Origin of the sequence: Nocardioides sp. LS1 (genome assembly GCF_003865225.1) — a bacterium.
Taxonomy (GTDB): Bacteria; Actinomycetota; Actinomycetes; order Propionibacteriales; family Nocardioidaceae; genus Nocardioides; species Nocardioides ginsengisegetis.
Window position 1 is genome coordinate 596,067 of the sequence record NZ_BIFF01000001.1, and the last position, 21,611, is coordinate 617,677.

22 protein-coding genes and 2 pseudogenes are annotated in these 21,611 nt (G+C 69.8%); 14 read left to right on the forward strand and 10 right to left on the reverse strand.

Annotated features, from left to right (window positions below; genetic code table 11):
• The first annotated feature begins 18 nt into the window (after nucleotides 1–18).
• Nucleotides 19–255, forward strand: coding sequence for a hypothetical protein (locus tag EJF31_RS02850; protein WP_125035571.1), 237 nt, complete (start codon nucleotides 19–21; stop codon nucleotides 253–255).
• A 3-nt stretch (nucleotides 256–258) separates the two neighbouring features.
• Here EJF31_RS02850 and EJF31_RS02855 read toward each other — a convergent pair whose 3' ends face one another.
• The 5 genes from EJF31_RS02855 to EJF31_RS02875 all read right to left on the reverse strand — a co-directional run bounded on the left by EJF31_RS02855 (nucleotide 259) and on the right by EJF31_RS02875 (nucleotide 3,576).
• A complete protein-coding gene (locus tag EJF31_RS02855; protein WP_125035572.1) occupies nucleotides 259–744 on the reverse strand; it encodes a hypothetical protein in 486 nt (161 codons plus the stop codon).
• Nucleotides 745–838: 94 nt separating this feature from the next.
• A complete protein-coding gene (locus EJF31_RS02860) occupies nucleotides 839–1,180 on the reverse strand; it encodes a DUF2200 domain-containing protein (RefSeq protein ID WP_125035573.1) in 342 nt (113 codons plus the stop codon).
• 9 nt (nucleotides 1,181–1,189) lie between these two features.
• The gene (locus EJF31_RS02865) at nucleotides 1,190–1,942 is read right to left on the reverse strand and encodes a DUF1684 domain-containing protein (protein WP_125035574.1); all 753 of its coding nucleotides are present in this window, start codon (nucleotides 1,940–1,942) and stop codon (nucleotides 1,190–1,192) included.
• 44 nt (nucleotides 1,943–1,986) lie between these two features.
• Nucleotides 1,987–2,841, reverse strand: coding sequence for a universal stress protein (locus tag EJF31_RS02870; protein WP_125035575.1), 855 nt, complete (start codon nucleotides 2,839–2,841; stop codon nucleotides 1,987–1,989).
• A gap of 87 nt (nucleotides 2,842–2,928) precedes the next feature.
• Nucleotides 2,929–3,576 (reverse strand): PadR family transcriptional regulator, encoded by a 648-nt coding sequence (locus EJF31_RS02875; RefSeq protein WP_125035576.1) that lies wholly within the window; start codon nucleotides 3,574–3,576, stop codon nucleotides 2,929–2,931.
• A 66-nt stretch (nucleotides 3,577–3,642) separates the two neighbouring features.
• Here EJF31_RS02875 and EJF31_RS02880 point away from each other — a divergent pair, with 66 nt between their 5' ends.
• From EJF31_RS02880 to EJF31_RS02900, 5 genes and pseudogenes are all read left to right on the forward strand, one after another.
• Nucleotides 3,643–4,497: a class I SAM-dependent methyltransferase gene (locus tag EJF31_RS02880; RefSeq protein ID WP_260430586.1), complete on the forward strand. Its 855-nt coding sequence runs from the start codon at nucleotides 3,643–3,645 to the stop codon at nucleotides 4,495–4,497.
• A gap of 30 nt (nucleotides 4,498–4,527) precedes the next feature.
• The gene (locus EJF31_RS02885; protein ID WP_125035578.1) at nucleotides 4,528–5,190 is read left to right on the forward strand and encodes a hypothetical protein; all 663 of its coding nucleotides are present in this window, start codon (nucleotides 4,528–4,530) and stop codon (nucleotides 5,188–5,190) included.
• Nucleotides 5,191–5,371: 181 nt separating this feature from the next.
• Nucleotides 5,372–5,623, forward strand: a pseudogene (locus tag EJF31_RS22515) (MEDS domain-containing protein); the annotation flags it as partial.
• A 59-nt stretch (nucleotides 5,624–5,682) separates the two neighbouring features.
• Nucleotides 5,683–6,333, forward strand: coding sequence for an NAD(P)/FAD-dependent oxidoreductase (locus EJF31_RS02895; protein ID WP_260430587.1), 651 nt, complete (start codon nucleotides 5,683–5,685; stop codon nucleotides 6,331–6,333).
• A 40-nt stretch (nucleotides 6,334–6,373) separates the two neighbouring features.
• Nucleotides 6,374–6,949, forward strand: a complete 576-nt coding sequence (locus tag EJF31_RS02900; RefSeq protein WP_125035580.1) for an NADPH-dependent FMN reductase — start codon at nucleotides 6,374–6,376, stop codon at nucleotides 6,947–6,949.
• A 33-nt stretch (nucleotides 6,950–6,982) separates the two neighbouring features.
• Here the strand turns inward: EJF31_RS02900 and EJF31_RS02905 are convergent, their stop codons facing one another.
• Nucleotides 6,983–8,047 (reverse strand): hypothetical protein, encoded by a 1,065-nt coding sequence (locus tag EJF31_RS02905; protein ID WP_125035581.1) that lies wholly within the window; start codon nucleotides 8,045–8,047, stop codon nucleotides 6,983–6,985.
• A gap of 207 nt (nucleotides 8,048–8,254) precedes the next feature.
• On the opposite strand from EJF31_RS02905, the gene EJF31_RS02910 reads away from it, so the two are divergent.
• Nucleotides 8,255–8,554 (forward strand): putative quinol monooxygenase, encoded by a 300-nt coding sequence (locus EJF31_RS02910; RefSeq protein WP_125035582.1) that lies wholly within the window; start codon nucleotides 8,255–8,257, stop codon nucleotides 8,552–8,554.
• A 48-nt stretch (nucleotides 8,555–8,602) separates the two neighbouring features.
• On the opposite strand, the gene EJF31_RS02915 is transcribed toward EJF31_RS02910, so the two are convergent.
• Nucleotides 8,603–8,827, reverse strand: a complete 225-nt coding sequence (locus EJF31_RS02915) for a DUF2630 family protein (protein ID WP_125035583.1) — start codon at nucleotides 8,825–8,827, stop codon at nucleotides 8,603–8,605.
• A gap of 86 nt (nucleotides 8,828–8,913) precedes the next feature.
• A complete protein-coding gene (gene uvrA / locus EJF31_RS02920; protein ID WP_221767430.1) occupies nucleotides 8,914–11,364 on the reverse strand; it encodes an excinuclease ABC subunit UvrA in 2,451 nt (816 codons plus the stop codon).
• A 388-nt stretch (nucleotides 11,365–11,752) separates the two neighbouring features.
• Between uvrA and EJF31_RS02925 the strand changes: the two genes are divergently transcribed.
• The 3 genes from EJF31_RS02925 to EJF31_RS02935 all read left to right on the forward strand — a co-directional run bounded on the left by EJF31_RS02925 (nucleotide 11,753) and on the right by EJF31_RS02935 (nucleotide 15,569).
• Nucleotides 11,753–13,660 carry a primary-amine oxidase gene (locus EJF31_RS02925; protein WP_125035585.1) on the forward strand — a complete coding sequence of 636 codons (1,908 nt, stop codon included), beginning with the start codon at nucleotides 11,753–11,755 and terminating at the stop codon, nucleotides 13,658–13,660.
• Nucleotides 13,661–13,765: 105 nt separating this feature from the next.
• Nucleotides 13,766–14,554, forward strand: a complete 789-nt coding sequence (locus tag EJF31_RS02930) for a 2-keto-4-pentenoate hydratase (protein WP_125035586.1) — start codon at nucleotides 13,766–13,768, stop codon at nucleotides 14,552–14,554.
• A gap of 34 nt (nucleotides 14,555–14,588) precedes the next feature.
• Nucleotides 14,589–15,569, forward strand: a complete 981-nt coding sequence (locus EJF31_RS02935) for a zinc-binding dehydrogenase (protein WP_125035587.1) — start codon at nucleotides 14,589–14,591, stop codon at nucleotides 15,567–15,569.
• A 56-nt stretch (nucleotides 15,570–15,625) separates the two neighbouring features.
• On the opposite strand, the pseudogene EJF31_RS22520 reads toward EJF31_RS02935, so the two are convergent.
• Nucleotides 15,626–15,715: pseudogene (locus tag EJF31_RS22520) on the reverse strand (hypothetical protein); the annotation flags it as partial.
• Nucleotides 15,709–15,852 (reverse strand): hypothetical protein, encoded by a 144-nt coding sequence (locus EJF31_RS21740; protein ID WP_185736113.1) that lies wholly within the window; start codon nucleotides 15,850–15,852, stop codon nucleotides 15,709–15,711. The gene EJF31_RS21740 and the pseudogene EJF31_RS22520, both read right to left, overlap by 7 nt.
• Nucleotides 15,853–16,103: 251 nt before the next feature.
• Between EJF31_RS21740 and EJF31_RS02945 the strand changes: the two genes are divergently transcribed.
• The 4 genes from EJF31_RS02945 to EJF31_RS02960 all read left to right on the forward strand — a co-directional run bounded on the left by EJF31_RS02945 (nucleotide 16,104) and on the right by EJF31_RS02960 (nucleotide 21,610).
• Nucleotides 16,104–17,552, forward strand: a complete 1,449-nt coding sequence (locus tag EJF31_RS02945) for an APC family permease (protein ID WP_125035588.1) — start codon at nucleotides 16,104–16,106, stop codon at nucleotides 17,550–17,552.
• A 1-nt stretch (nucleotide 17,553) separates the two neighbouring features.
• Nucleotides 17,554–18,378: an alpha/beta fold hydrolase gene (locus EJF31_RS02950; protein ID WP_125035589.1), complete on the forward strand. Its 825-nt coding sequence runs from the start codon at nucleotides 17,554–17,556 to the stop codon at nucleotides 18,376–18,378.
• 122 nt (nucleotides 18,379–18,500) lie between these two features.
• Entirely contained in the window at nucleotides 18,501–19,511 is a 1,011-nt protein-coding gene (locus tag EJF31_RS02955) for an IS481 family transposase (protein WP_125035590.1), read from the forward strand.
• A 158-nt stretch (nucleotides 19,512–19,669) separates the two neighbouring features.
• Nucleotides 19,670–21,610: a primary-amine oxidase gene (locus EJF31_RS02960; RefSeq protein WP_221767431.1), complete on the forward strand. Its 1,941-nt coding sequence runs from the start codon at nucleotides 19,670–19,672 to the stop codon at nucleotides 21,608–21,610.
• The last annotated feature ends 1 nt before the right edge of the window (nucleotide 21,611 follow it).

Consider the following 21,611-nt stretch of genomic DNA (forward strand, 5'->3'; position numbering starts at 1 on the left):
GACAGGTCTTCGATCCGGGTGCATCGCGGCGACCTGACCCACCTGGCCGAAGGTGCGGCGTACCTCCCCGGCAGTGACCACGCGCTGCTCGTCACCGGGCAGTCCGGCGACGTGATGGGCACCAGCCTCAGCCGCGACGGCGGCCTCACGTGGACCCGCGTGAGCGACCTCGGCTACCACACGCTCGACTGCACGGCCGACGGCTCGTGCTGGGCCGCCGGCGCCGGTGGTCGGGTCGCGCGGCTGGAGCGCTGAGCGTCAGGCCGGGGTGCTCGTCCTCGGGGTCGACCGTCGCATCAGTGCCACGTTGAAGTTGGCGACGCCGATCCCGATGACGATGAACCCGATGCCGACGTTCGTCCTCGAGGACTCGCGACGCTCGACCCGGGCCTGGACGCTGTCGAACCTGGCCAGCGCCCGGACGCCGTTGACCGTGTTGGCAGCGGCGTTCTGGATGCCGGTGTAGGCGTCGCCGCCGTAGGACGTGGTGCTCGTCCCGGGAATCGGGGCCAGTCGCACTTCGTCACTCGCGATGCTGTGACTGCTGATCATCAGCCAGAGCCCGACGACGATCGAGCATGCCAGCCAGGCCCCCGCGAGGATCAGTCCCTTGTCGGGCGCGGGCCGTGCCGGCCGTGGGCTGGCCGCGGGGGCGGGCGGGAGCGGCGGCGGCATCCTCGGGATCGGCTGCGTGGGGTGTGCATCGTCCCCACTGCGGGAGTTCGGGTTGTCGGACTCGGTCATCGCTGGTCTCACCTTCCGTCGACAGTCGAGGCGCTCGGAGGCTAGGTGATCGACCGGCGCCGGGAAGAAGAACGGGGAAAGTCGGCGCCCGGAGTCAGCCGCGGAGGACCTTCTCCAGCGCCTGGCCCTTCGCGAGCTCGTCGACGAGCTTGTCGAGGTAGCGGATCTGCCGCATGAGCGGGTCCTCCACCTCCTGCACCTTCACGCCGCAGACGCTGCCGGTGATGAGGGCGGTGCCGGGGTTGAGGGTGGCGCCGGCGAAGAAGTCCGCGAAGGTCGTCCCGGTGTCGAGGTGGTCGGCGAGCTGCGCGGCGTCGTACCCGGTCAGCCAGCAGATCGTCGCGTCGAGCTCCTCGCGCGTGCGGCCCTTGCGCTCCACCTTGGCGAGGTAGTGCGGGTAGACCGAGGCGACGCTGGTGGTGAAGATCCGGTGCACGACGTCAGCCTAGGAGAACGCCGGGATCCGCTCGCCCGCCTCGACCGGGAAGGGCAGCGTGTTCTCCGGTGGCGGCAGCGGGCAGGTCGCGAAGTCGGTGTAGGCGCAGGGCATGTTGTAGGCCCGGTTGAGGTCGAGGGTGACGGTGCCGTCGGGCGCGGGCGGGTCGACGACCAGCTGGCGGTTGGCGGGGTACGTCGTCACGCCGCTGGTGGCGTCGCGGAACAGGATCCAGAGCCCGCCCTCGTCGTCGTCCCACGCGACCAGGCGGTGCTCGGCCCCGTCGTGGGTGAACGTCACCTCGCCGATGGCCTCGCCGCGTGGGCCGTCGTACGCCGTGAAGTGGCCGGGCAGCGCCCACGCCGGGTCGGGTGCGTAGCAGGGCGTGCCGCGGTAGGCCCGCAGCGTGGGGGAGTCGGGGTGGCGCGGGCGCACGATCGTCCGCCCGTCGCGGTCGGCGACGTCGGCGACCGCGTCGCCGAACTCGACCCGCACGCCCTCCTCGTCGACCGGCCCGAGGTCGTGGGTGCCGGTCTCCAGCAGCCGTCCGGCGACGGTGAGCGCCTCGCCGGCGTCGAGGGTCACGGTCGCCGCGGTGGCGGTGCCGGACCAGGCGCCCGGCACGTCGGCGTACCGCTCCGGCGTGTCGGTGAGCCAGTGGATCGCAATGATCGCGAGCCAGCCACGCGGCCCGCGCAGCCGGGTCTCACGGGTGTCGCGCCAGGCCTGCCAGGCGTCCTCGAAGTCAGTCACGGGGAGCATGGTGCCACCGACACCCGGCGAACGCGGTGATCCGGTCGACCCTGTCAGCGCACCACGATGATGGGGCATTCGGCGCGGTAGAGCACCTCCTGGGAGACCGAGCCGAGCAGCATCTCCTGCCACGGCGTCCGGCCGCGCGAGCCGACCACGACCAGCGAGGCGTCGTCGGAGAGCCGCGCCAGCACCCGGCCGGCCCGGCCGATGACGGCGGTGCTGCGCAGCTCCACGCCGGGGTGGTCCTCGGCGATGCCCGCGACCAGCTCGGCGGCGAGCCGCTCGGCGTCGTCGACGATCTCGGTGTCCACGTCGATGGGCAGGATCGCCAGTCCCGTCGCGGTGCCGGAGAACATCGGCAGCTGGTAGGCGTGGACGGCGAGCACCGACTCGCCCGTCAGGGCGGCCCGGTCGGCCGCGTAGCGCAGCGCGTTCTCGCTGGCGGGCGAGCCGTCGACGCCGACCACGATCCGGTGCGACCTCGGGTTGTGGGCACGGCGTACGACGGCGACGGGGCAGCCGGCATGCCCGGCGAGGTGCTGGCTGACCGAGCCGAGCCAGCGCGTCTCGAACGCGTTGTGACCGCGGCTGCCCGCGACCAGGAGGCCTGCGTCTTCGGCGGCCTGCAGCAACGTCGGCACGGCCCAGCCGCGCTCGACGACCACCTCGGCGTCGATGCCCGTGGCCGTCTTGACGACGTCCCGGGCGGCGGCGGCCGCGCTGTGGACGCGGTGCTCCTCGTAGTCGCGCAGCTGGACCGGCTGGGTGTCGGCAGTCTGTGCGACGACCACGACGCGCACGTCCCGGTGGGTCAGCTCCGCGGTGTGGAGGCCCCACTCGAGGGCGAGGTCGGCGTCCGCCGACCCGTCGTAGGCGATGACGACGGTGTTCTTGTCGGTGCTCATGTGCCCACCATCGCTCCGGGACCCCGGTGGCACAGGGGCCACATGGGCACGGTCGAGGGCCGTTGGGCCCTGGGTGCCACCGGGCAATCAGCCCGAATGCTCCTCCTCCGACCAGCGAGCCCGCTCGAGCACCTTGCGGGTGCGGTCGGCCGAGATCCGGTGCGAGGAGATGTCCTCGGGCCATCCCTCGACCTCCCCTGTCGCCCAGTCGGCCCAGTCGGCGACGAGCTTGTAGAAGTCGGTGAGGAACGCTCCGAGCAGCAGCGTGGTTGCTCGACGCTCGGCGTAGCGACCCCCCTCCGCGGCCGCGAACTTCTCGCCGGCCTCGATGCTCCCGGCGTTCTGTTCGACCGCCCATCGGCGGGCCCGGGCCAGCGAGGCGAGGGCGCCGTCACGGCTGCCGTGGTCGGCGAAGATCAGCTTGACCAGCCCCTCGAACTCCAGCGACGGACCCTGGCCGGGCTCGGCGAGCCAGTCCGCGAGGCCGCGGCGTCCGGCCCGGGTGATCGTGTAGACCGTGCGCGGGCGTCGGCCGACCGCGTCGTCCCGGGCCGTCGCGTACCCGTGCTCGACGAGCTTCTTCGGCTCCTCGAAGAGCTTGCTCTGCGCGCGTGGCCAGACCCTGCCGACGCTGCGGTCCATGGCCTTGGCGAGCTCGTAGGTCGAGTGGGGGCGCACCGCGAGCAGGCCGAGGACGCCGTACGTCGTGGTGGTGAGTCGGGAACGTCTTGACATGATCCTCCCTTTGGGACTAAATCTAGCAGCAACTCTCTCGGGACCACGGCGAGGAGGTTGGCGGCGATGAACAAGACAGCGGTGGAGGTCGACCCGCGCAACGCCGGCCAGCTGCGCGACTGGGACGGCGAGCACGGGGCCTATTGGGCCGAGCACGCCGAGACCTACGAGGCCTCGGTGGCGCGCTACCAGCCGGCGCTGCTGTCCGCCGTCGACGCGCGGCCGGGGGAGCGGGTGCTCGACGTGGGCTGTGGGTCGGGGCGCCTGGCACTCGACGTGGTGGGCGGTACGCCGGGCGCGACCGCGGTGGGGGTCGACCTCTCCAGAGCCCAGCTGGAGGTGGCGCGCGCCAGGGCGGGCGACCTCCCGGTCGAGTTCCTGCAGGCCGACGCGCAGGTGCACGACTTCGGCGAGGCGGCGTACGACGTGGTCGCGAGCAGGACGGGCACCATGTTCTTCTCCGACCCGGCGAGGGCGTTCGAGAACCTGGCGAGGGCGACCCGACCGGGCGGCCGGCTGGCGATGCTCGTGTGGCGCGGGATCGAGGACAACGAGTGGCTGCGCGAGTTCATGGGGGCCATCGGACGGGTGCTCCCGCTGGCCCCGCCGCCGGCGGACGCACCCGGGCCGTTCGCGCAGAGCGATCCCGACCGGGTGCGCGGGGTGCTCGAGGGCGCCGGCTGGGAGGACGTCGCCTTCACCGCGCACGACGAGCCCCTGTGGTTCGGACCCGATGCGGACCGGGCCACGACGTTCATCGTCGGGCAGATGGCCTGGCTGTTCGCCAGGCTCGACGCGAACGGCAGGCGTTGCGCGCAGGCGAACCTCCACGACGTCATGGCCGTGCACGAGGACGCCGATGGCGTGCGGCTCGCGTCGGGAGCGTGGCTGGTGACCGCCCGACGCGCGACCGGTACCTGACTGATACCGGGATCGCCTCGACTGGGGCACATGACTGATCTGCGCACGGAGCGTCCGAAGACGCAGCGAACCCGCCGCCTCGCCTGGGCCGCGGGCGTGGTCGCGACGGCTGCCGTGGTCGCCGTCGTCTGGGCCCTGGGGCCGGGCTCCGACTCCTCCGGGACCGCACAGTCGCCGTCGGCAGGACCGCTGACGGCGGAGCGGGCTGCCGCCGACTATGTCGACGCCTACGCGAGCTTCGACCGCACGCGGCTGAGGTCACTCCTGGCCGACGACGCCTCGGGCTTCTGGCTCGCGCTGCGCGACTACAACCGGGCGGACGAGGCGATCGAGTTCCGGATCCTGCCCGGCGCCTGCTCGGTGACGGGCGAGGAGGTTGACGGGACCCTGGTGAGCTGCGCCTTCGACGTCCACGCACTCGGATCGGAGCAGCTCGGGCGCGGGCCGTACACGAACAACCAGTTCCTCGTCCTCGTGCGGGACGGCAAGGTCGTCGAGTCCGAGATGGACTTCGCCTACGACAGCAACGGCTTCGCCGGCCAGATGTGGGAGCCGTTCGTGGCCTGGGTGACGAAGCACTACCCGAAGGACGTCCCGCTCATGCTCGACGGGGGCGACGCACGGCCTGACGCCACGTCGATCAGGCTCTGGCACCGGCACATCGCCGAGTACGTCGCGGCCAGGTCCATGTGAGGAACGCCGAAGGCCCCGGATCGCTCCGGGGGCCGCTCGAAGGTTGCTCCGCCGCTCGGTGGTCAGGGGAGATGGCGTCGTCTCGTCCTGGGCATGCGCGCAGCCAACCCGGCGCGTGGATGCGCCCCGCACCAAATGCGCGTAGTGTCGAAACCCTCGGATCCGGTGAACGGCGGCCTCCATGAACGGTCTCAGCCTCGGGATCCCGGGGGTCGGAGTCGTCAGTCCAGGAACCCACTTCTGCGCGCTCTACGCGGGCCCGGCCGAACGTGACCGGTTGCTGTATCCCTTCCTCGAGGAGGGGTTGCGTCAGGGCGACAAGTGCCTGTGCCTGATTGACTACGTCGAGCCGGCACTGGTCCGCGACCGGGCCGTCGGGCAGCCCGGCCCGGACTACTCGCGACGATCGGCGCAGCTCGACGTCGAACGATCCTCGGACGCCTACCTGCGCTCGGGGGAGTTCAGCGTCGAGGACATGGTGAGCTTCCTGCCGTGCTCGTCGCCACGGGGGTGCGCTACCGACGGCTCGACGTCCCGGGCATGGACCGTCTCGAGGGCAGCAGCGTCTACTACGCCGCCACGGAGTTCGAAGCCCGGCTGTGCCGGCAGGACCCTGTCACGGTCGTCGGGGGCGGCAACTCCGCGGGCCAGGCGGCCTGCTTCCTGTCCCGTCAGTCGCCGGTGGTCAACCTGGTCATCCGGCACGACGACCTGCGGAGGGACGTGTCCCGCTACCTGGCCGACCGCGTCGAGCAGTCCCCGCGCATCACGGTGTGGCGCAACACCGAGGTGTGCGAGCTCATCGGCGACGGAGCGCTCGACGAGGTGGTGCTGCACGACCTGCCCACCGATGCGAGGCAGCGCGTCGCGACGACATCACTGTTCGTGCTGATCGGAGCCGCTCCCCACACACGGTGGCTCGAGGGGGAGATCCCGCTGGACGCGAAGGGCTTCATCCTCACCGGGCGCGCGGCCGACGGCCCCGACGGCCCCGACGGCATGTTCGAGACCCGCCGCCGGGGCGTCTTCGCCGTGGGCGACGTACGAAGCGGCTCGGTCAAGCGCGTCGCCTCCGCTGTCGGCGAGGGCTCGGTGGCGATCCGCCACGTCCACGAGTTCCTGGCGGCCGAGGGGCGTCGGTGAGCCGACATCTGACAACAAGGCACCACACAAGGAGGAACACATGACCACCTACAAGGTCGGCTACTTCGTCGGAAGCCTGTCGTCGACGTCGATCAACCGCATCCTGTCCAGGGCTCTCATCCGGGTGGCCCCGGACGACCTGGAGTTCACCGAGATCCCCATCGGCAACCTGCCGCTGTACAGCCCGGACTTCGACAGCGACTACCCGCCCGAGGCCCGCGCGCTCAAGGACTCGATCGCTGCGGTCGACGCCGTACTCTTCGTCACCCCCGAGTACAACCGGTCCATCCCCGGAGCGTTGAAGAACGCGATCGACTGGGCGTCCCGACCATGGGGACAGAACTCCTTCGACCACCTCGCGTCCGCGGTGATCGGAGCCTCCATCGGCCAGATCGGCACCGCCATGGGTCAACAGAGCCTGCGCGGTGTGCTCAGCTTCTGCAACGCCCGTCAGATGACCTCGCCCGAGGCCTACATCCAGTTCTCGCACGACGTCTTCCAGGACGACGGTGAGATCACCAGCGACTCCACGAAGGAGTTCCTCCGCGCCTACATGGTCGAGTTCCGTACCTACATCGGCATGGTCCTGAGCGTCCTGCCACGCCGGCGCGACTAGGGCGAGGATGCGGTCGGCGCCGACCCGGGCGGTTCACTCCTTCCGCATGCGTTCCTGGCGGCAGGTGTACGCGGCGGCCCGGACGGATTCGTCGCTCTCCAGGCCGGCGCCGAGGGCTCCGCCCACCGTCGCGAGGGAGGAGGCGAGCCACACCAGCCTCAGGTAGTCACCAGCCCCCACGACATGACCCATGCTCTGCCGGAGCAGCTGCGCAGGGACCAGCACGGGTGCGGTCATCAGGGCGAGCAGGAGGAGCGCCGCGTAGAGGAAGCACACGCCCAGCACCACCGTTGCCGTGGTCGCCAGGTTGAAGAGGGTCACCTGCTTGCGAGCGACCGGCTGCGACGCGTGCTCCCACAGGCCGGCTCCGGCGATCAGCGCGATGCTGATCGCAGCGACAGACCCGACCCCGATCATCGAGAGCCTGACCCAGCCGAGCGCGTCGCCCAGCCGCCAGATGTCGGGGGTGACGAGGGCGAAGACCCCGCCGGCCAACGCTGCGGTCAACGCCCTGGAGAGTCCGATGGCGAGCCGCCACGGCTGGTTGGCGCGGATCATCCCGACCAGGAGTCGCAGGTTGCCGCTGAGGACCCTCGCGGTGAACCTCACGCTGCCGTCACCCTCCGGCTGCTGGCTCCTTCCGAGCTCGCGCGCGCGGCCACCGAGACCAGCAACAGGACCCGAGAACGCCTGGCCCTCCGGGTCCCCGAGCAAGCTGCGGACGAGGCCGACGACCATGTCGCGGGTGCGTCGACGCAGCCCGATGGCGCCGAGCGCGGGCAGGCTCAGGACGGCAACGCCGTGCAGCGGGCTCGCGTGCGCCACGACCGGTCGCCGGTGAGCCTTGAGCGGCAGGTCGGTGAGGCAGACGACCAGGTCCCAGTCCTCCACCAGGAGCCGTTCCCTGGCCGCAGCGACGAGGGCGGCGTCGTCGGCGGGTGGCTGGACGAGCGCGTCGACCACCGTGCACACCCGCCAGCGCACGGTGGGGAGGTGCAGGCTCAGCTCGGAGTGCAGGTCGTCGGCGAGCACCGAGGCGATCTCGGTGGCCGCACCCGGAGCCGAGACGAGTCCGACCGCCACCTCGTCCATGCTCATGGGCTGAGCGTGGATCACCGCGCTGCGTGAAGCAAGGGACGCCTCCCTCCACGACGCTGCGCGGAGGCGATCCGGAAGGTCAAGAGCACCCGTTCACGGGATGCACGCACCTGCGCTCCTCCCGATGATTGCCGGGACAAGCAGTCCGGCGTCACTCGCGACAACCGTGGCGCAGCGGTGCACCCCTCGAACGAAGGAGTTCGATCCATGCTGACCAAAGCCCTTCTGGTGCGTCTCGAGGCCCTGCCGGGCAAGGAGGCCGAGCTCGCGAACTTCCTCACCGAGGCGCGGGCGATCGTCATGGAGGAGCCAGGCACCGTCGCCTGGTTCGCCATCCAGTTCGGCCCCTCGAGCTTCGGGGTGTACGACGCCTTCCCCGACGACGCCGCCCGGGACGCCCACCTCGCCGGCGGCGTTGGTCAGGCGCTGGGGCCCAACGTCGGGGTCCTCTTCTCAGAGCCGCACATCGAGAAGATCGACATCCTCGCCGACAAGGTGCCGGCCTAGTCCAGGTCGGAGAACGACGAAGCCCCCGGATCGCTCCGGGGGCCTTCGTCAGGAGAGGTACTTCTCCACCGTCTCCGGAGGACGCACCTGTGCCTCGGACTCGGACGCGCCGAACTCGCGTTTGGCGCGCCTCTGGCGGAGGAGGTCCCAGCACTGGTCGAGCTGGGTCTCGAGCTCGCCGAGCCGCTGGGTGTCGGTCTCCGACCCGGACCGGAGCTGGTGCTCCTCATCCACGAGCGCGCTGATCCTGGTGATGATGTCCTCGTCGGCCATGGGTCCACCATGGCACCTCCGACAAGGTTCGTCACCAGCGTGAGGGGCGCTGGGTCAGTAGTTGTCGATGATGCTCGGGATCTGGCTCATGAGCCTGCTTGTGGTCGACGGGCCAACCGGCGTGCGAGGTATGGCGCGGTGGCACTGCCCTTGGCCGAGGCGATGTCGGTGGGGGTGCCGGTGGCGACCACCGTGCCACCCGCATCGCCACCGCCCGGACCGAGGTCGATGACCCAGTCGGCGGCAGCGATCGTGTCGAGGTCGTGCTCGACGAGGACGACGGTGTTGCCGGCCTCGACGAGCAGGTGCAGCTGTCGCAGCAGCAGGGCGATGTCGGCAGGGTGGAGGCCGGCCGTCGGTTCGTCGAGCAGGTACAGCGCGTGGCCGCGGCGAGCGCGCTGCAGCTCGGTGGCCAGCTTGATGCGTTGGGCCTCGCCGCCGCTGAGCTCGGTCGCGGGCTGGCCCAGCCGCAAGTACCCCAGCCCCACCTCGCGCAGCGTCTCAAGGCTCCGGGAGGCTGCGGGGACGTCCGCGAGGAATCTCGCCGCGTCGTCGACCGTCATCGCCAGCACGTCGGCGACGGTCCTGCCCTCGTAGGTCACCTCCAGCGTCTCGGCGTTGTAGCGGGAGCCATGACAGGTCGGGCAGGCCGCGTAGGTCCCCGGCAGGAACATCAGCTCGACAGCCACGAATCCCTCGCCCTGACAGGTCTCGCACCGGCCCTCGGCGACGTTGAAGGAGAACCGGCCGGCGCCGTAGCCGCGGGCCTTCGCCTCGTCCGTCGCCGCATACAGCTTGCGCACCGCATCGAACATCCCGGTGTACGTCGCCAGGTTGGACCGCGGCGTACGCCCGATGGGGCGCTGGTCGACCAGGACGAGACGGTCGAACGACTCGAGTCCCGACGCGTCCTCCACGTCGACCTCGAGGTCGGCCTGGTCGGGGTCCTCGGGCGCCAGCCCCAGGTGGCAGCGAACGAGCTCGGCGAGCACCTGCGTGACCAGTGTCGACTTTCCCGACCCGGAGACGCCGGTGACCGCCGTCAGCACGCAGAGCGGGATGTCGACCGAGACGTCGGTGAGGTTGTGGCGGGAGACGCCGCGCAGGTGCAGGTGGCCGTGCGGGGTCCGCGGGGTGTGGTCCAGCGGCTCGGCGCGCCCGAAGAGGTGCTGGCTCGTGGCGGACTCCTCGACGTCCTCCAGGCCGGCCACCGGGCCGCTGTAGAGCACCCGCCCTCCGCCTTCCCCGGCGCCCGGCCCGATGTCGACGACCCAGTCGGCGCGTCGTACGACGTCCATGTCGTGCTCGACCACGAAGAGCGAGTTTCCCGACGCCTTGAGCCGGGCCAGCACGTCGAGCAGCGGCTCGGCATCGGCTGGGTGCAGGCCGGCCGAGGGCTCGTCCAGCACGTAGACGACGCCGAACAGGCCGGACCGCAGCTGGGTCGCGATGCGCAGGCGCTGGGCCTCGCCGGGCGACAGGGTCGTCGAGGAGCGCCCGAGGCTGAGGTAGCCCAGGCCGAGGTCGAGCAGGACCTCGACGCGTGCGACCAGGTCGGCGCAGATCCGCACCGCCACCTCGTTGGCCTCCTCGGGCAGCTCGGCCACGGGCCGCAGGACAGCGACCACGTCGACGAGCGACATCGCGTTGACCTCGGAGATCGAGAGACCGGCAACGGTGACCGCGAGCGCCTCAGGCCGCAGCCCGCTGCCGTGGCACTCGGGACAGCGCACGCTCCGCACGAACCGCAGCGCCCGTTCGCGCATCCGCTCGCTCGGGGAGTCGGAGAGCACGTGCATGACGTGCTTGCGGGCGCTCCAGAACTTTCCGTAGTAGCCGTGGTCGACGCGGTCACGCTGTGGCTTGATCAGCACCGATGGCTGCTCGTCGGTGTAGAGCAGCCAGTCCCGGTCCTTCTTCCTCAGCCTGCTCCACGGCTTCTCGATGTCGATGCCGAGGCCACTCACGATGCTGCGGAGGTTGGCGCCCTGCCATGCACCGGGCCAGGCCGCGATCGCGCCGTCGCGGATGCTGAGCGACGGGTCCGGGACGAGGAGGTCCTCGGCCACGTCATGCACGACACCGAGCCCGTGGCATCGCGGGCAGGCACCGGCGGCAGTGTTCGGCGAGAACGCTTCTGCTGCCAGGTGCGCGGCACCGGTCGGGTAGGTCCCGGCTCGGGAGTAGAGCATCCGTAGCAGGTTCGACAGCGTCGTGATCGTGCCGACCGTCGACCGGGAGCTGGGTGCACCACGCCGTTGCTGGAGGGCCACGGCAGGCGGGAGCCCGGTGATCTCCTGCACGTGCGGCGCGCCGACCTGCTGCAGCAGCCGACGGGCGTACGGCGCGACCGACTCGAAGTAGCGGCGCTGCGCCTCGGCGTACAGCGTGCCGAACGCGAGCGACGACTTGCCGGATCCGGAGACCCCGGTGAAGGCGACCATGGCGTCGCGCGGGATGTCGACGTCGACGTCGCGAAGGTTGTGCTCGCTGGCGCCCCGCACGTGCACGAAGGTGTCGTTCGGGTCGTAGGTCACGATCCATCTTGACCCGCTGCGCGCGGGGAGGAGAATCCCGGGACATGAGGGCGCCGAGACGAAAGGGCCCCTGATCCTGCACCAGTGCAGGTCAGGGGCCCTTTCGGGGTTACGACGTCTGTCAGATGTCGTAGTAGTGACTGACTGACCCATGCTGACCTGCGCAAACGTCGAAGATGTTCGCCCATTTGTACCACGCTTGTAACGGGGTAGGACGCCATGCGGACAGGTCGAGTACCGGGCCGCCACGCAGCCCTATGCGGCGGTCAGGCCGTCAGATGAGCTCGTGAGCTCACGATCGCCGGACGTCGCCGAGGCGAACGGGGCGGGGTTCGGTCAACGGAATGCGTCCTGGAGGACAGGACGTCGGCATGGGACATTCAGTCCCATGCACTCCGTCCTGTTCGACTCCCTCACGGCCGACGAAATCTCCCGCGCCTCTAGGCTGATCAAGAAGCACGGCATCGGCGGTGACCGTCCGGGTTTCGGCTCGCTGTTCGTCGACGAGCCCGACAAGGCTAGGCTGCGCGCCGGCGAGGCCGTCAGCCGACGGGCCCGAGCGCTGGTGCTCGACCGCACGTCCGCGGCCACGTGGAACGTCGTGGTCGACCTCGACGACGAGTCGATCGTGTCGTCGCACCAGCTCACGGACGGTAGTGCGCAAATGCTGTTCGAGGAGGTGCAGATCATCGACGAGGCCGCCAAGTCCGACCCGCGGTTCAGCGAGGCGCTGGCCAAGCGCGGCATCACCGACATGAGCCTCGTGCAGATCGACCCGTTCGGCGTCGGCAACCGGGCCGACCTCGACCTCACGGGCAAGCGGCTGTGGGCCGGCGTGACGTACTTCCGTCACGCCGAGGACGACAACGCCTACGCCCACATCGTCGAGGGCGTCATCGTGCTGGTCGACACGGTCACGCGTGAGGTCGTCGGGGTCGAGGACACCGGCGTGCGTCCGATGCCGATGACGTGTGGCAACTACACCGCCGACCACAACCAGCCGATGCGCACCGACGTCGCACCGTTGGAGATCACCCAGCCGAACGGTCCCGGCTTCGTGCTCGACGGACCGCAGATGACGTGGCAGAAGTGGCGCTTTCGCATCGGCATGCACCCCATCGACGGACTCGTGCTGACGGGCGTCGAGTACCAGGACGGCGGCGAGTACCGCTCGATCATCCACCGAGCATCGGTCGGCGAGATGATCGTGCCCTACGGCATCCCCGCCGACACCCACTACTTTCGCAGCGCCTTCGACGCCGGCGAGTACGGGCTCGGCAAGATGGCCAACTCGCTGGTGCTGGGATGCGACTGCCTCGGCGACATCACGTACATGGACGCCGTCATGGCCAACGACGACGGTGAGCCGGTCACGATCGAGAACGCGATCTGCATCCATGAGGAGGACGCCGGCATCCTCTGGAAGCACACCGACTGGGTGACCGGCAAGGTTGATGTGCGCCGCTCGCGCAAGCTGGTTGTCAGCTTCATTGCGACCGTCGGCAACTACCACTACGGCTTCTACTGGAACTTCTTCCAGGACGGCCACATCGAGGTCGACACCAAGCTGATGGGCATCGTGCAGACGATCGCCTACGAGGGAGACCTGCCCGGACAGGCCAGTCCCGTGGCCGAGAACCTCGCCGCCACCTGGCACCAGCATCTGTTCAACTTCCGACTCGACATGGAGGTCGACGGTTGGCAGAACACGGTCTACCAGACCGATGTCGACGGCGAACCGATCGGACCGAGCAACCCGTACGGCAACGCCATCCGGGTTACCAAGAAGCCCATCAAGAACGAGCTGGACGGCGACGGTCTGACCAACCCACAGACGGCCCGCACGTGGACCGTCGTGAACCCGCACAAGACCAACCGCTGGGGCGTTCCCGTCGGGTACAAGCTGCTGCCGGGGTGGGCATCGGACACGCTCATCGCCCAGGAGCCCTCGCTGATGGTGCGGCGCGCCGGCTTCGCCACCAAGAACGTGTGGGTCACGCCGTACTCGCCCGACGAGTTCCATGCGGCGGGTGACCACCCCAATATGGACAAGTCAGGCAACGGTCTGGCCTCGTGGTCGGCCGCGAACCGGCCGGTCGAGAACACCGACATCGTGCTCTGGCACACACTAGGCGTGACCCACATCCCGCGGTCGGAGGACTGGCCCGTTATGCCGAACGAGGTCGCGAGCTTCATGCTGCTGCCAGCCAACTTCTTCGACCGCAGCCCCGCCCTCGACGTGCCGGCGGCGGGGTGCAGCCACTGCCCGCCCGGGCAGTGCGCGTGCTCTCACTGAGCGACCAGGCGGGGGGCGCCAGTGTCGTCTGCAGGGCCTGTCCGAGGGACTGCTGAGCGAGACAGCTCCGTTTACTCCCGACCCCGCCGACACCATCGTGTTCACATGACCGTAAACCAGGAGAACGTCAACGCCGCCGCCCAGCGGCTCGCAAAGGCCGCCGACACCGGTAGGCCGTGCGAACCGGTCCGCGACCTGATCGGTCGCGACGATCTCGACAGCGCCTATGCCGTCCAGAGCGTCCTGACCGCCCGCCGCGTCGCTGACGGCGAAGAGGTCGTGGGACGCAAGATCGGGCTGACGTCGTTCGCGGTCCAGCAGCAGATGGGCGTCGACCGTCCCGACTTCGGAGTGCTCTTCGGCTCGATGGGTCACGCCGACGGGGCCACGATCGTCGCCGCCGACGTCATGCAGCCGCGGGTCGAGGCCGAGATCGCCTTCGTTCTCGGTGCGGACCTGGTCGACGGCCCGCTCGACGCCGAGCAGGTGCGGGCCGCGACCGATCACGTCGTCGCCGCGCTCGAGGTGTGCGGCAGCCGTGTCCGCGACTGGGACATCAGCTTCGGCGACACCGTGGCCGATAACGCGTCGGGCGCGGCGTTCGTGCTCGGCACCGACCAGTGCAGCCTGGACGAAGTGGTACCCGCCGACATCGAGATGACGATGTCGATCGACGGCGAGGAGGTGTCGACGGGCAACGGAGCGGCATGCCTGGGCGACCCGGTCGAGGCCGTCGTGTGGCTGGCCCGCACCGCCCGCGAGGTCGGCGAGCCCCTTCGGGCCGGGCAGGTCATCCTGTCGGGTGCCCTCGGACCGATGCGGCCGGTCGTCGCCGGCCAGCGCGTCACCGCGACGCTGTCGGGCCTCGGCACGGTATCGGTCTGCTTCGCGTGAGACCGACGTCGCTCGGTCACGCTGGACACTCGGCATGAAGGCCCTGAGGATCCACGCCTGGGGCGAGGCGCCGCGCCTCGACGAGGTCGAGGCGCCGCAGCCCGGGCCGGGCGAGGCCTTGGTCGAGGTGGCGGCGGCCAGCCTGTCGCACTTCGACCTTACGGTCGCGAGCGGCGAGTTCGGCATCAGCCCCGAGCTGCCGTACGTCCCGGGCGTCGAGGGTGCCGGGACGGTCGTGGAGTCCGACGTGCTCGCACCCGGCACACGGGTCTCGATCCGCGGGCGAGGGGTCGGCATCGCGACCCCCGGCACGTGGGCCGAGCTCGTCGTGGTTTCGCACGATGTGCTGACCGAGATACCTGACGGCCTGGACCTCGATCTCGCGGCCGTGGCCTACGACCCGCTCACGACGGCGCACGTCAGCCTGCACGGGGTGGGACGCCTTGGCACCTGGCCCGACACCGGTGTCGACGCCGTCGGCGACGAGGTCGTGCTGGTGACAGGCGCTGCAGGCGGAGTCGGGTCGATGGTCGTGCAGCTCGCGCTGAGGGCGGGAGCGCGCGTCATCGCGCTGGTGTCGTCGGACGAGCGCACGGCGCTGGTGCCAAAGGGCGCCGAGGTCGTGTCGATGCAGGATCCAGCACGCGCCTCCGAGCTGGCCGCCTCGCCCGTGGCGACACTGGTCGTCGACACCGTCGGCGGCGCGCGCCTCGCCGAGCGGCTGGCCTGGGTGCGGCCCGGCGGACGTTTCGCGGTCGTCGGCTACACGGCCGGCACGTCCGCGACCCTCGACCTGCCCAACTGGCTGCTGGGCGACGTGGCGGTGCTGCCGGTCAACCTGCTCCGCCGTGCTGGCGAGGGCAACGCAGTGGTGGACGAGCTGACCGCCCTGCTCGTCGCCGGCGAGCTTGCCGTGACCTTCGAGACCTTCGCGATGAGCGAGGTCGAAGGGGCCCTCCGCCGTCTGGTCGCAGGCCAAGTGCGAGGAAAGGCCGTGTTGCACCCCAGTGCCTGACCGCAGGTCAGCGGCGGGTGCGCCGATTCGTCGACGACATAGACGCCCACGCAGTCGTGCCGCTGGCTGCGTCCGTCGACGACCGACGTGGCCGGGTCGGTACCCGTCGCGCAGGTGCCGCTTTGGTGGGCCGACAGCGTCAGCACGTCGTCCTTCTCCAGGGCTCCCAGCAGGTCGGGACGTAGACGCCGCTGATGAAGTACGACGGGATCACGTGCAGGTTGGGCCCCACCGACGGACCGCCGAGGCCCGACCCCTCAAGCAGGGCCGGCGACGCCAGCACGACCGATCTGTCGGCGTTTCGGTTGCTGGGACCACCGGAACGCCGAAAGAATCGGTCCACCTAGGGACGGATCTCTCGACGTTCGTGACGTGCGAGCAGCACGAACGCAGACAGATCAGTCGTACAGCGGGTGCGGCGCGTGTCGCTGAGCGAACCGGGCGCATAGTCAGGGTGACGGTGCCTCCCCACACTGTCCGCTAGTCGACGGCCGCCCCACACCCTCGGGTCGTCCCAGCAGGAGGAGTTGTCCCATGGCAGAACGTACGGTGACCGATCGGTCGCCCTCGAGCGGAGCGACCGAGCTGGCGCAAGGAAGCCTCAACGTTTCGCACATCGTTTTCATGGTCATGGCGACCGTCGCACCCGCCGGAGGCGCCGTGGCGATCCTGCCGCTCGCCATCGGTCTGGGCGTCGGCGTCGGCACGCCCGGCATGTTCGTGTTCGTCATGGCGATCATGCTGCTGTTCGCCGTCGGCTTCACCAAGATGGTCCCTCACGTGCACAACGCCGGGGCCTTCTTCGCCTACATCGTCAAGGGGCTCGGACGTCCCGTCGGCCTCGCGGGGGCCTACATCGCCACGTCCGCCTACCTCGCACTGGCTGCCGCGACCGGAGGCGCGATGGGTTTCTTCGCCGCCGGCAGCGCCGACACGCTCCTCGGCATCGACCTGCCGTGGTGGGTCTACACCCTCGTCGGCCTCGTCATCGCCTTCACGCTCGGCTACCTCAAGATCACCCTCGCCGCCGGTGTGCTCGGGGTCGCGCTGGTGCTCGAGCTCGTGGTCGTGCTGGTGCTCGACATCGCGATCATCGCCCAGAACGGGTTCGGCAGCCTGCCCGCCAGCTCGTTCAGCCCCGACCAGGTCTTCGTGCCCGGCGTCGTCGGCGTCGCCATGATCTTCGCGTTCTCCTGCTACCAAGGCTTCGAGGGCACCGCGATCTACGCCGAGGAGGCCAAGGACCCAGAGCGCACGGTCCCGCGCGCCACGTACGTCGCGATGGCCTGCATCGGGCTGTTCTTCGTGATGACGTCGTGGGCGTTCCTCGCGAGCTCGGACGGCGCGACGGCCGCCGCCGGGACGAGCCCCGGCACGTTCGCCTTCGACCTCAGCGACGAGTTCGTCGGGTCGGCCTGGACGACGATCCTCGAGGTGCTGATCGTCACGAGCTGCTTCGCCGGCATGCTGGCCTTCCACAACGCCGCCTCGCGCTACATGTTCGCCCTGGGCCGCGACGGCTTCCTGCCGAGGTCACTGCGCACGCTGCACCCCAGGTACCAGTCGCCGGTCGTCGCCGGGTCGACGGGCTACGCCGTCGAGACCCTCATCGTCATCGGGTTCGCGCTGGCCGGGCTCGACCCGCTCACCAACCTGTCGGCGGCCCTGACGGGCTTCGGCGCGGTCGGTCTGATGCTGCTGATCACCACAACGTCGCTGGCCGTCCTGGTGTTCTTCGCCCGCCAGGGCGTCTTCGGCTGGGCGCAGACCGTCGCACCGGGCCTGTCGCTGATCGGCTTCGGCGCGATCACCTACTTCGCCCTGTCGAACTTCACCGCCATCACAGGCACCGACTCGAGGATCATCAACGGCCTGCCGTACCTGCACCTGCTCACGATCGTCGTCGCGGTCGCCGTGGCGATGCGAGCACGCCGGGCCCGCCCAGAGACCTACTCGAACATGGGCCGGACCCTTGTCGATTGAGGTGGCTGACGCGCTCGTCCGTTTCGGGTACGCCGACACCCCGCTCGGCCAGCTGCACTACGCCGAGGCGGGATCGGGCGGCACGCCGGTCATCTGCCTACACCAGACCCCACGGTCGCACGACGAGTTCTCCGAGCTGATGCCGCTGGTCGGCCCGCACCACCGCATGATCGCGATGGACATGTACGGCTTCGGCCAGTCGGCCAAGCCGGAGGGGCCGCAGACCATCGAACAGTACGCCGCAGGCGCGCTGCACCTGGCCGATGCACTGGGACTCGAGCGATTCGCCGTGATGGGCCATCACACGGGGGCCGTGGTCGCCGTCGAGGTCGCGGCCGCCGGACGCGAGAGGGTGGCGGCGGTGATCTTGTCGTCGCCGGCCTACACCGGCCCGGAGTTCCGCGCCGCCCAGGCGGACGGTCCCGGCGGCGTCGACGACGCCGAGGTGGACGAGGAGGGCGGCCATCTCGTGACGTGGTGGGACCAGCGTCGTCCCCACTACCCGACCGGTCGATCCGATCTGCTCAACCGCTTCGTCCGTGACGCGCTCGCACCGGGTGTCGACCCGCTCGAGGGGCACCTCGCGTGCGCGCGTTACGTCATGGAGGACCGCATCGGCCTGGTGTCGGCTCCCGTGCTGATCCTGGGCGCGGACGCCGATCCGTTCGCGTTCCCGCACGTCGAGGTCATGCGCACCCAGCTCGTCGGGGCGCGCAGCATCGAGATCGCCGTCATCGAGGGCGGCATGATCCCGATGACGGAGCAGCTGCCGGAGGCCGTGGCCGCTGCTGTGGTCCCGTTCCTGGACAGGTTCGCAGTCAGCTAGATGTGATGACCAGGCACGTTGGTCGAGAACGTGTGACGACACGGTCTGATGTCGTAGATAGGTGAAGACCTCCCGATGTGGAGTGGAGCTGTCTAAGGAACCGCTCCCACCAGGAGGTCTTCGTGTCTCACGCTACCCATGCCAACGCTGCCCTGACTCCTCGTGCCCGGCTTCGCCTCGCGCGGCTGGTCGTCGAGCAGGGGTGGCCCATCCCGCGCGCGGCTGAGCGCTACGACGTGTCGTGGAAGACCGCGAAGAAGTGGGCTGACCGCTACCGCACCGAGGGGGCGGCGGGGATGGCGGACCGCTCATCGCGTCCGCATCGGCAGCCGAACCGCACTCCGCAGCCGGTGGTCCGCAAGATCGTGCACCTGCGGTGGAAGCAGCGCCTCGGTCCGGTCGAGATCGGCGACCGTCTCAAGATGCCGTCCTCGACCGTGCACGCGGTCCTGGTCCGGTGTCGGCTCAACCGGCTCAGCCACATCGACCGTGTCACCGGGGAGCCGATCCGCCGCTACGAGCACGAGCACCCCGGCGACCTGTTGCACATGGACGTCAAGAAGCTCGGCCGCGTCCCTGACGGCGGTGGCTGGCGCTACACCGGCCGCGAACAGGGATGGAAGAACCGTTCAGCCACCGCGGCCCGCACCGGTGCTGCGAAGAGCAAGTACTCCAAGCCCCTGATCGGCACCTGTTTCCTGCACACCGTGATCGACGACCACTCACGGGTCGCCTTCGTCGAGGCCCGCGACGACGAGACGAAGGAGACCGCCGCCCAGGTGCTGCGCAACGCGGTGGCCTGGTTCGCCGAACGCGGCGTGAGCGTCCAGCGGGTGCTCACCGACAATGGCGGCTGCTACAAGTCGTTCCTGTGGCGTGACACCTGCGCCGACCTCGGGATCGTCCACAAGCGGACCCGGCCCTACCGGCCACAGACCAACGGGAAGATCGAGCGGTTCCACCGCACCTTGGTCGAGGGCTGGGCATTCAAGAAGTTCTACAACTCCGAGTCAGCGCGGCTCGCTGCTCTGCCAGCATGGGTCCACCAGTACAACCACCACCGGCCCCACTCCGCCATCGGGAAGCGATCACCCATCAGCCGCTTGGACAACCTGGCTGGTCATCACAGCTAGACGCCGGCACGGTCACGATCCACGGCGGCGGCACCCCTCGGGGCGTCGCCGCTGTCGTGCGTCCGAGCGGCGCACGGCCCGCTGAGCGAAACGCTCGCCCCCACGGAGGGCGACCCAGTGGTTGTGTGGCGACACCCTGCACGACGAAAGGAAACCACGTGCGCAACCCCCTCTTCGACTCACTGACTGCCGACGAGATGCGCCGCGTCGCAGCAATCGTCCGACGAGAGAATGTCGCCGAGCGTCTCGGCTTCTCCGCGGTCTACACCGACGAGCCCGACAAGCGGCTCCTGCGTGAAGGGGTCGCCGTCCCTCGGCGCGCCCGCGTGCTGCTCGTGGATCGCGCGACGGGTGCCACCCACGACCTCGTCGTCGACCTCGACACCGACGCCCTCGTCTCGTCGGCGCCCATCACCGACGGCGCGGCGCCCGTGCTGCTCGACGAGTTCGACTTCGTGCCAGACCTCATCAAGAAGGACCCGCGCTACGTCGAGGCCCTCGCCAAGCGCGGCATCACCGACCTGGACAAGGTGCAGATCGACCCGTGGGGCGTCGCCAACATGGCGGTGCCCGGCGTCCTCGACTACGACGTGGACGGACGTCGGCTGGCCGGTTCCGTCACCTATTACCGCGACTTCCCGAACGACAACGGCTACGCCCACCCGGTCGAGGGAGTCATCGCGGTCGTCGACCTGGTGACGCTCGAGGTCATCGAGGTGCACGACTTCGGCGTGCGTCCGATGAACGCGGCGCCGTCCAACTACACGGCCGACGCCAATCAGCCGATGCGCACCGACATCGCCCCGCTCGAGATCACGCAGCCCCAGGGCGTCGGCTTCACGATCGACGGTCGTGAGCTGACGTGGCAGAAGTGGCGCTTCCGGATCAACTGGCACCCGCTCGAGGGCCTCGTGCTGCACGCCGTGGAGTACCAGGATGAGGGCGAGTACCGCTCCGTCCTGCACCGCGCCTCGCTCGGCGAGATGGTCGTGCCCTATGGCGACCCGTCGAAGGAACACTTCTGGCGCAGCGCCTTTGATGCCGGGGAGTTCGGCCTCGGCAAGCTGGCCAACTCGCTGCGCCTGGGCTGCGACTGCCTCGGCGAGATCGTCTACCTCGACGCCGTCAACGCCGGCGAGGACGGTGAGCCGACGACGATCGAGAACGCGATCTGCATCCACGAGGAGGACGCCGGCATCCTCTGGAAGCACACCGACTGGGTGACGGGCGAGGTCGACGTACGCCGCTCCCGCCGTCTGGTGGTCAGCTTCATCGCGACGGTCGGCAACTACCACTACGGCTTCTACTGGAACTTCTACCAGGATGCGTCGATCCAGGTCGAGGTCAAGTTGCTGGGCATCGTCCAGACGCGATCGGTCGAGAAGGGCGAGACCTCGGCGCACGGCACCCGCATCGCCGAGAACCTCGTGGCGACCTACCACCAGCACCTGTTCTCGTTCCGGCTCGACCCCGAGATCGACGGCTGGGAGAACACCGTCGTACAGAACGACGCGTACGGCGTGCCGGTCGGGCCCGACAACCCGTACGGCAACGCGATCGGCGTCCACCGCACCGTGATCGACCGTGAGCTGTCCGGCGACGACCACACCAACACGCAGTCGTCGCGCAACTGGTCGATCCTCAACCGGTCGAAGACCAACGCCTGGGGCAACCCCGTTGGCTACAAGTTCCTGCCGGGCTGGTCATCGGCCACGATGCTGGCGCAGGCTCCGTCGCTGGTCGCCAAGCGGGCGGGCTTCGCGACGCGCAACATGTGGGTGACGCCGTACTCGCCGGCCGAGATGCGTCCGAGCGGCGACTTCCCGAACCAGAGTCGCTCGGGCGACGGCCTGCCGCGCTGGACGGCTGAGAACCGGCCAACCGAGGACACCGATGTCGTGCTGTGGCACACGCTCGGCGTGACGCACGTGCCGCGCGCAGAGGACTGGCCGGTCATGCCGACGGAGGTCGCAGGCTTCCACCTGCTGCCGGCCAACTTCTTCGACAAGAACCCCGCCCTCGACGTCCCCGCCTCGCAGTCGGCCCACAGTGGCGGCAGTGCTCACGGCGACCGTCCCACCGACCAGCACTGCCACTGAC

Bases quoted from the DNA above. Each gene is read 5' to 3' on its own strand.
- EJF31_RS02855 (WP_125035572.1), bottom strand. From the start codon at position 744: ATGACCGAGTCCGACAACCCGAACTCCCGCAGTGGGGACGATGCACAC.
- EJF31_RS02865 (WP_125035574.1), bottom strand. From the start codon at position 1,942: ATGCTCCCCGTGACTGACTTCGAGGACGCCTGGCAGGCCTGGCGCGAC.
- EJF31_RS02870 (WP_125035575.1), bottom strand. From the start codon at position 2,841: ATGAGCACCGACAAGAACACCGTCGTCATCGCCTACGACGGGTCGGCG.
- EJF31_RS02875 (WP_125035576.1), bottom strand. From the start codon at position 3,576: ATGTCAAGACGTTCCCGACTCACCACCACGACGTACGGCGTCCTCGGC.
- EJF31_RS02880 (WP_260430586.1), top strand. From the start codon at position 3,643: ATGAACAAGACAGCGGTGGAGGTCGACCCGCGCAACGCCGGCCAGCTG.
- EJF31_RS02885 (WP_125035578.1), top strand. From the start codon at position 4,528: ATGACTGATCTGCGCACGGAGCGTCCGAAGACGCAGCGAACCCGCCGC.
- EJF31_RS02900 (WP_125035580.1), top strand. From the start codon at position 6,374: ATGACCACCTACAAGGTCGGCTACTTCGTCGGAAGCCTGTCGTCGACG.
- EJF31_RS02905 (WP_125035581.1), bottom strand. From the start codon at position 8,047: ATGAGCATGGACGAGGTGGCGGTCGGACTCGTCTCGGCTCCGGGTGCG.
- EJF31_RS02910 (WP_125035582.1), top strand. From the start codon at position 8,255: ATGCTGACCAAAGCCCTTCTGGTGCGTCTCGAGGCCCTGCCGGGCAAG.
- EJF31_RS02915 (WP_125035583.1), bottom strand. From the start codon at position 8,827: ATGGCCGACGAGGACATCATCACCAGGATCAGCGCGCTCGTGGATGAG.
- EJF31_RS02925 (WP_125035585.1), top strand. From the start codon at position 11,753: ATGCACTCCGTCCTGTTCGACTCCCTCACGGCCGACGAAATCTCCCGC.
- EJF31_RS02930 (WP_125035586.1), top strand. From the start codon at position 13,766: ATGACCGTAAACCAGGAGAACGTCAACGCCGCCGCCCAGCGGCTCGCA.
- EJF31_RS02935 (WP_125035587.1), top strand. From the start codon at position 14,589: ATGAAGGCCCTGAGGATCCACGCCTGGGGCGAGGCGCCGCGCCTCGAC.
- EJF31_RS02945 (WP_125035588.1), top strand. From the start codon at position 16,104: ATGGCAGAACGTACGGTGACCGATCGGTCGCCCTCGAGCGGAGCGACC.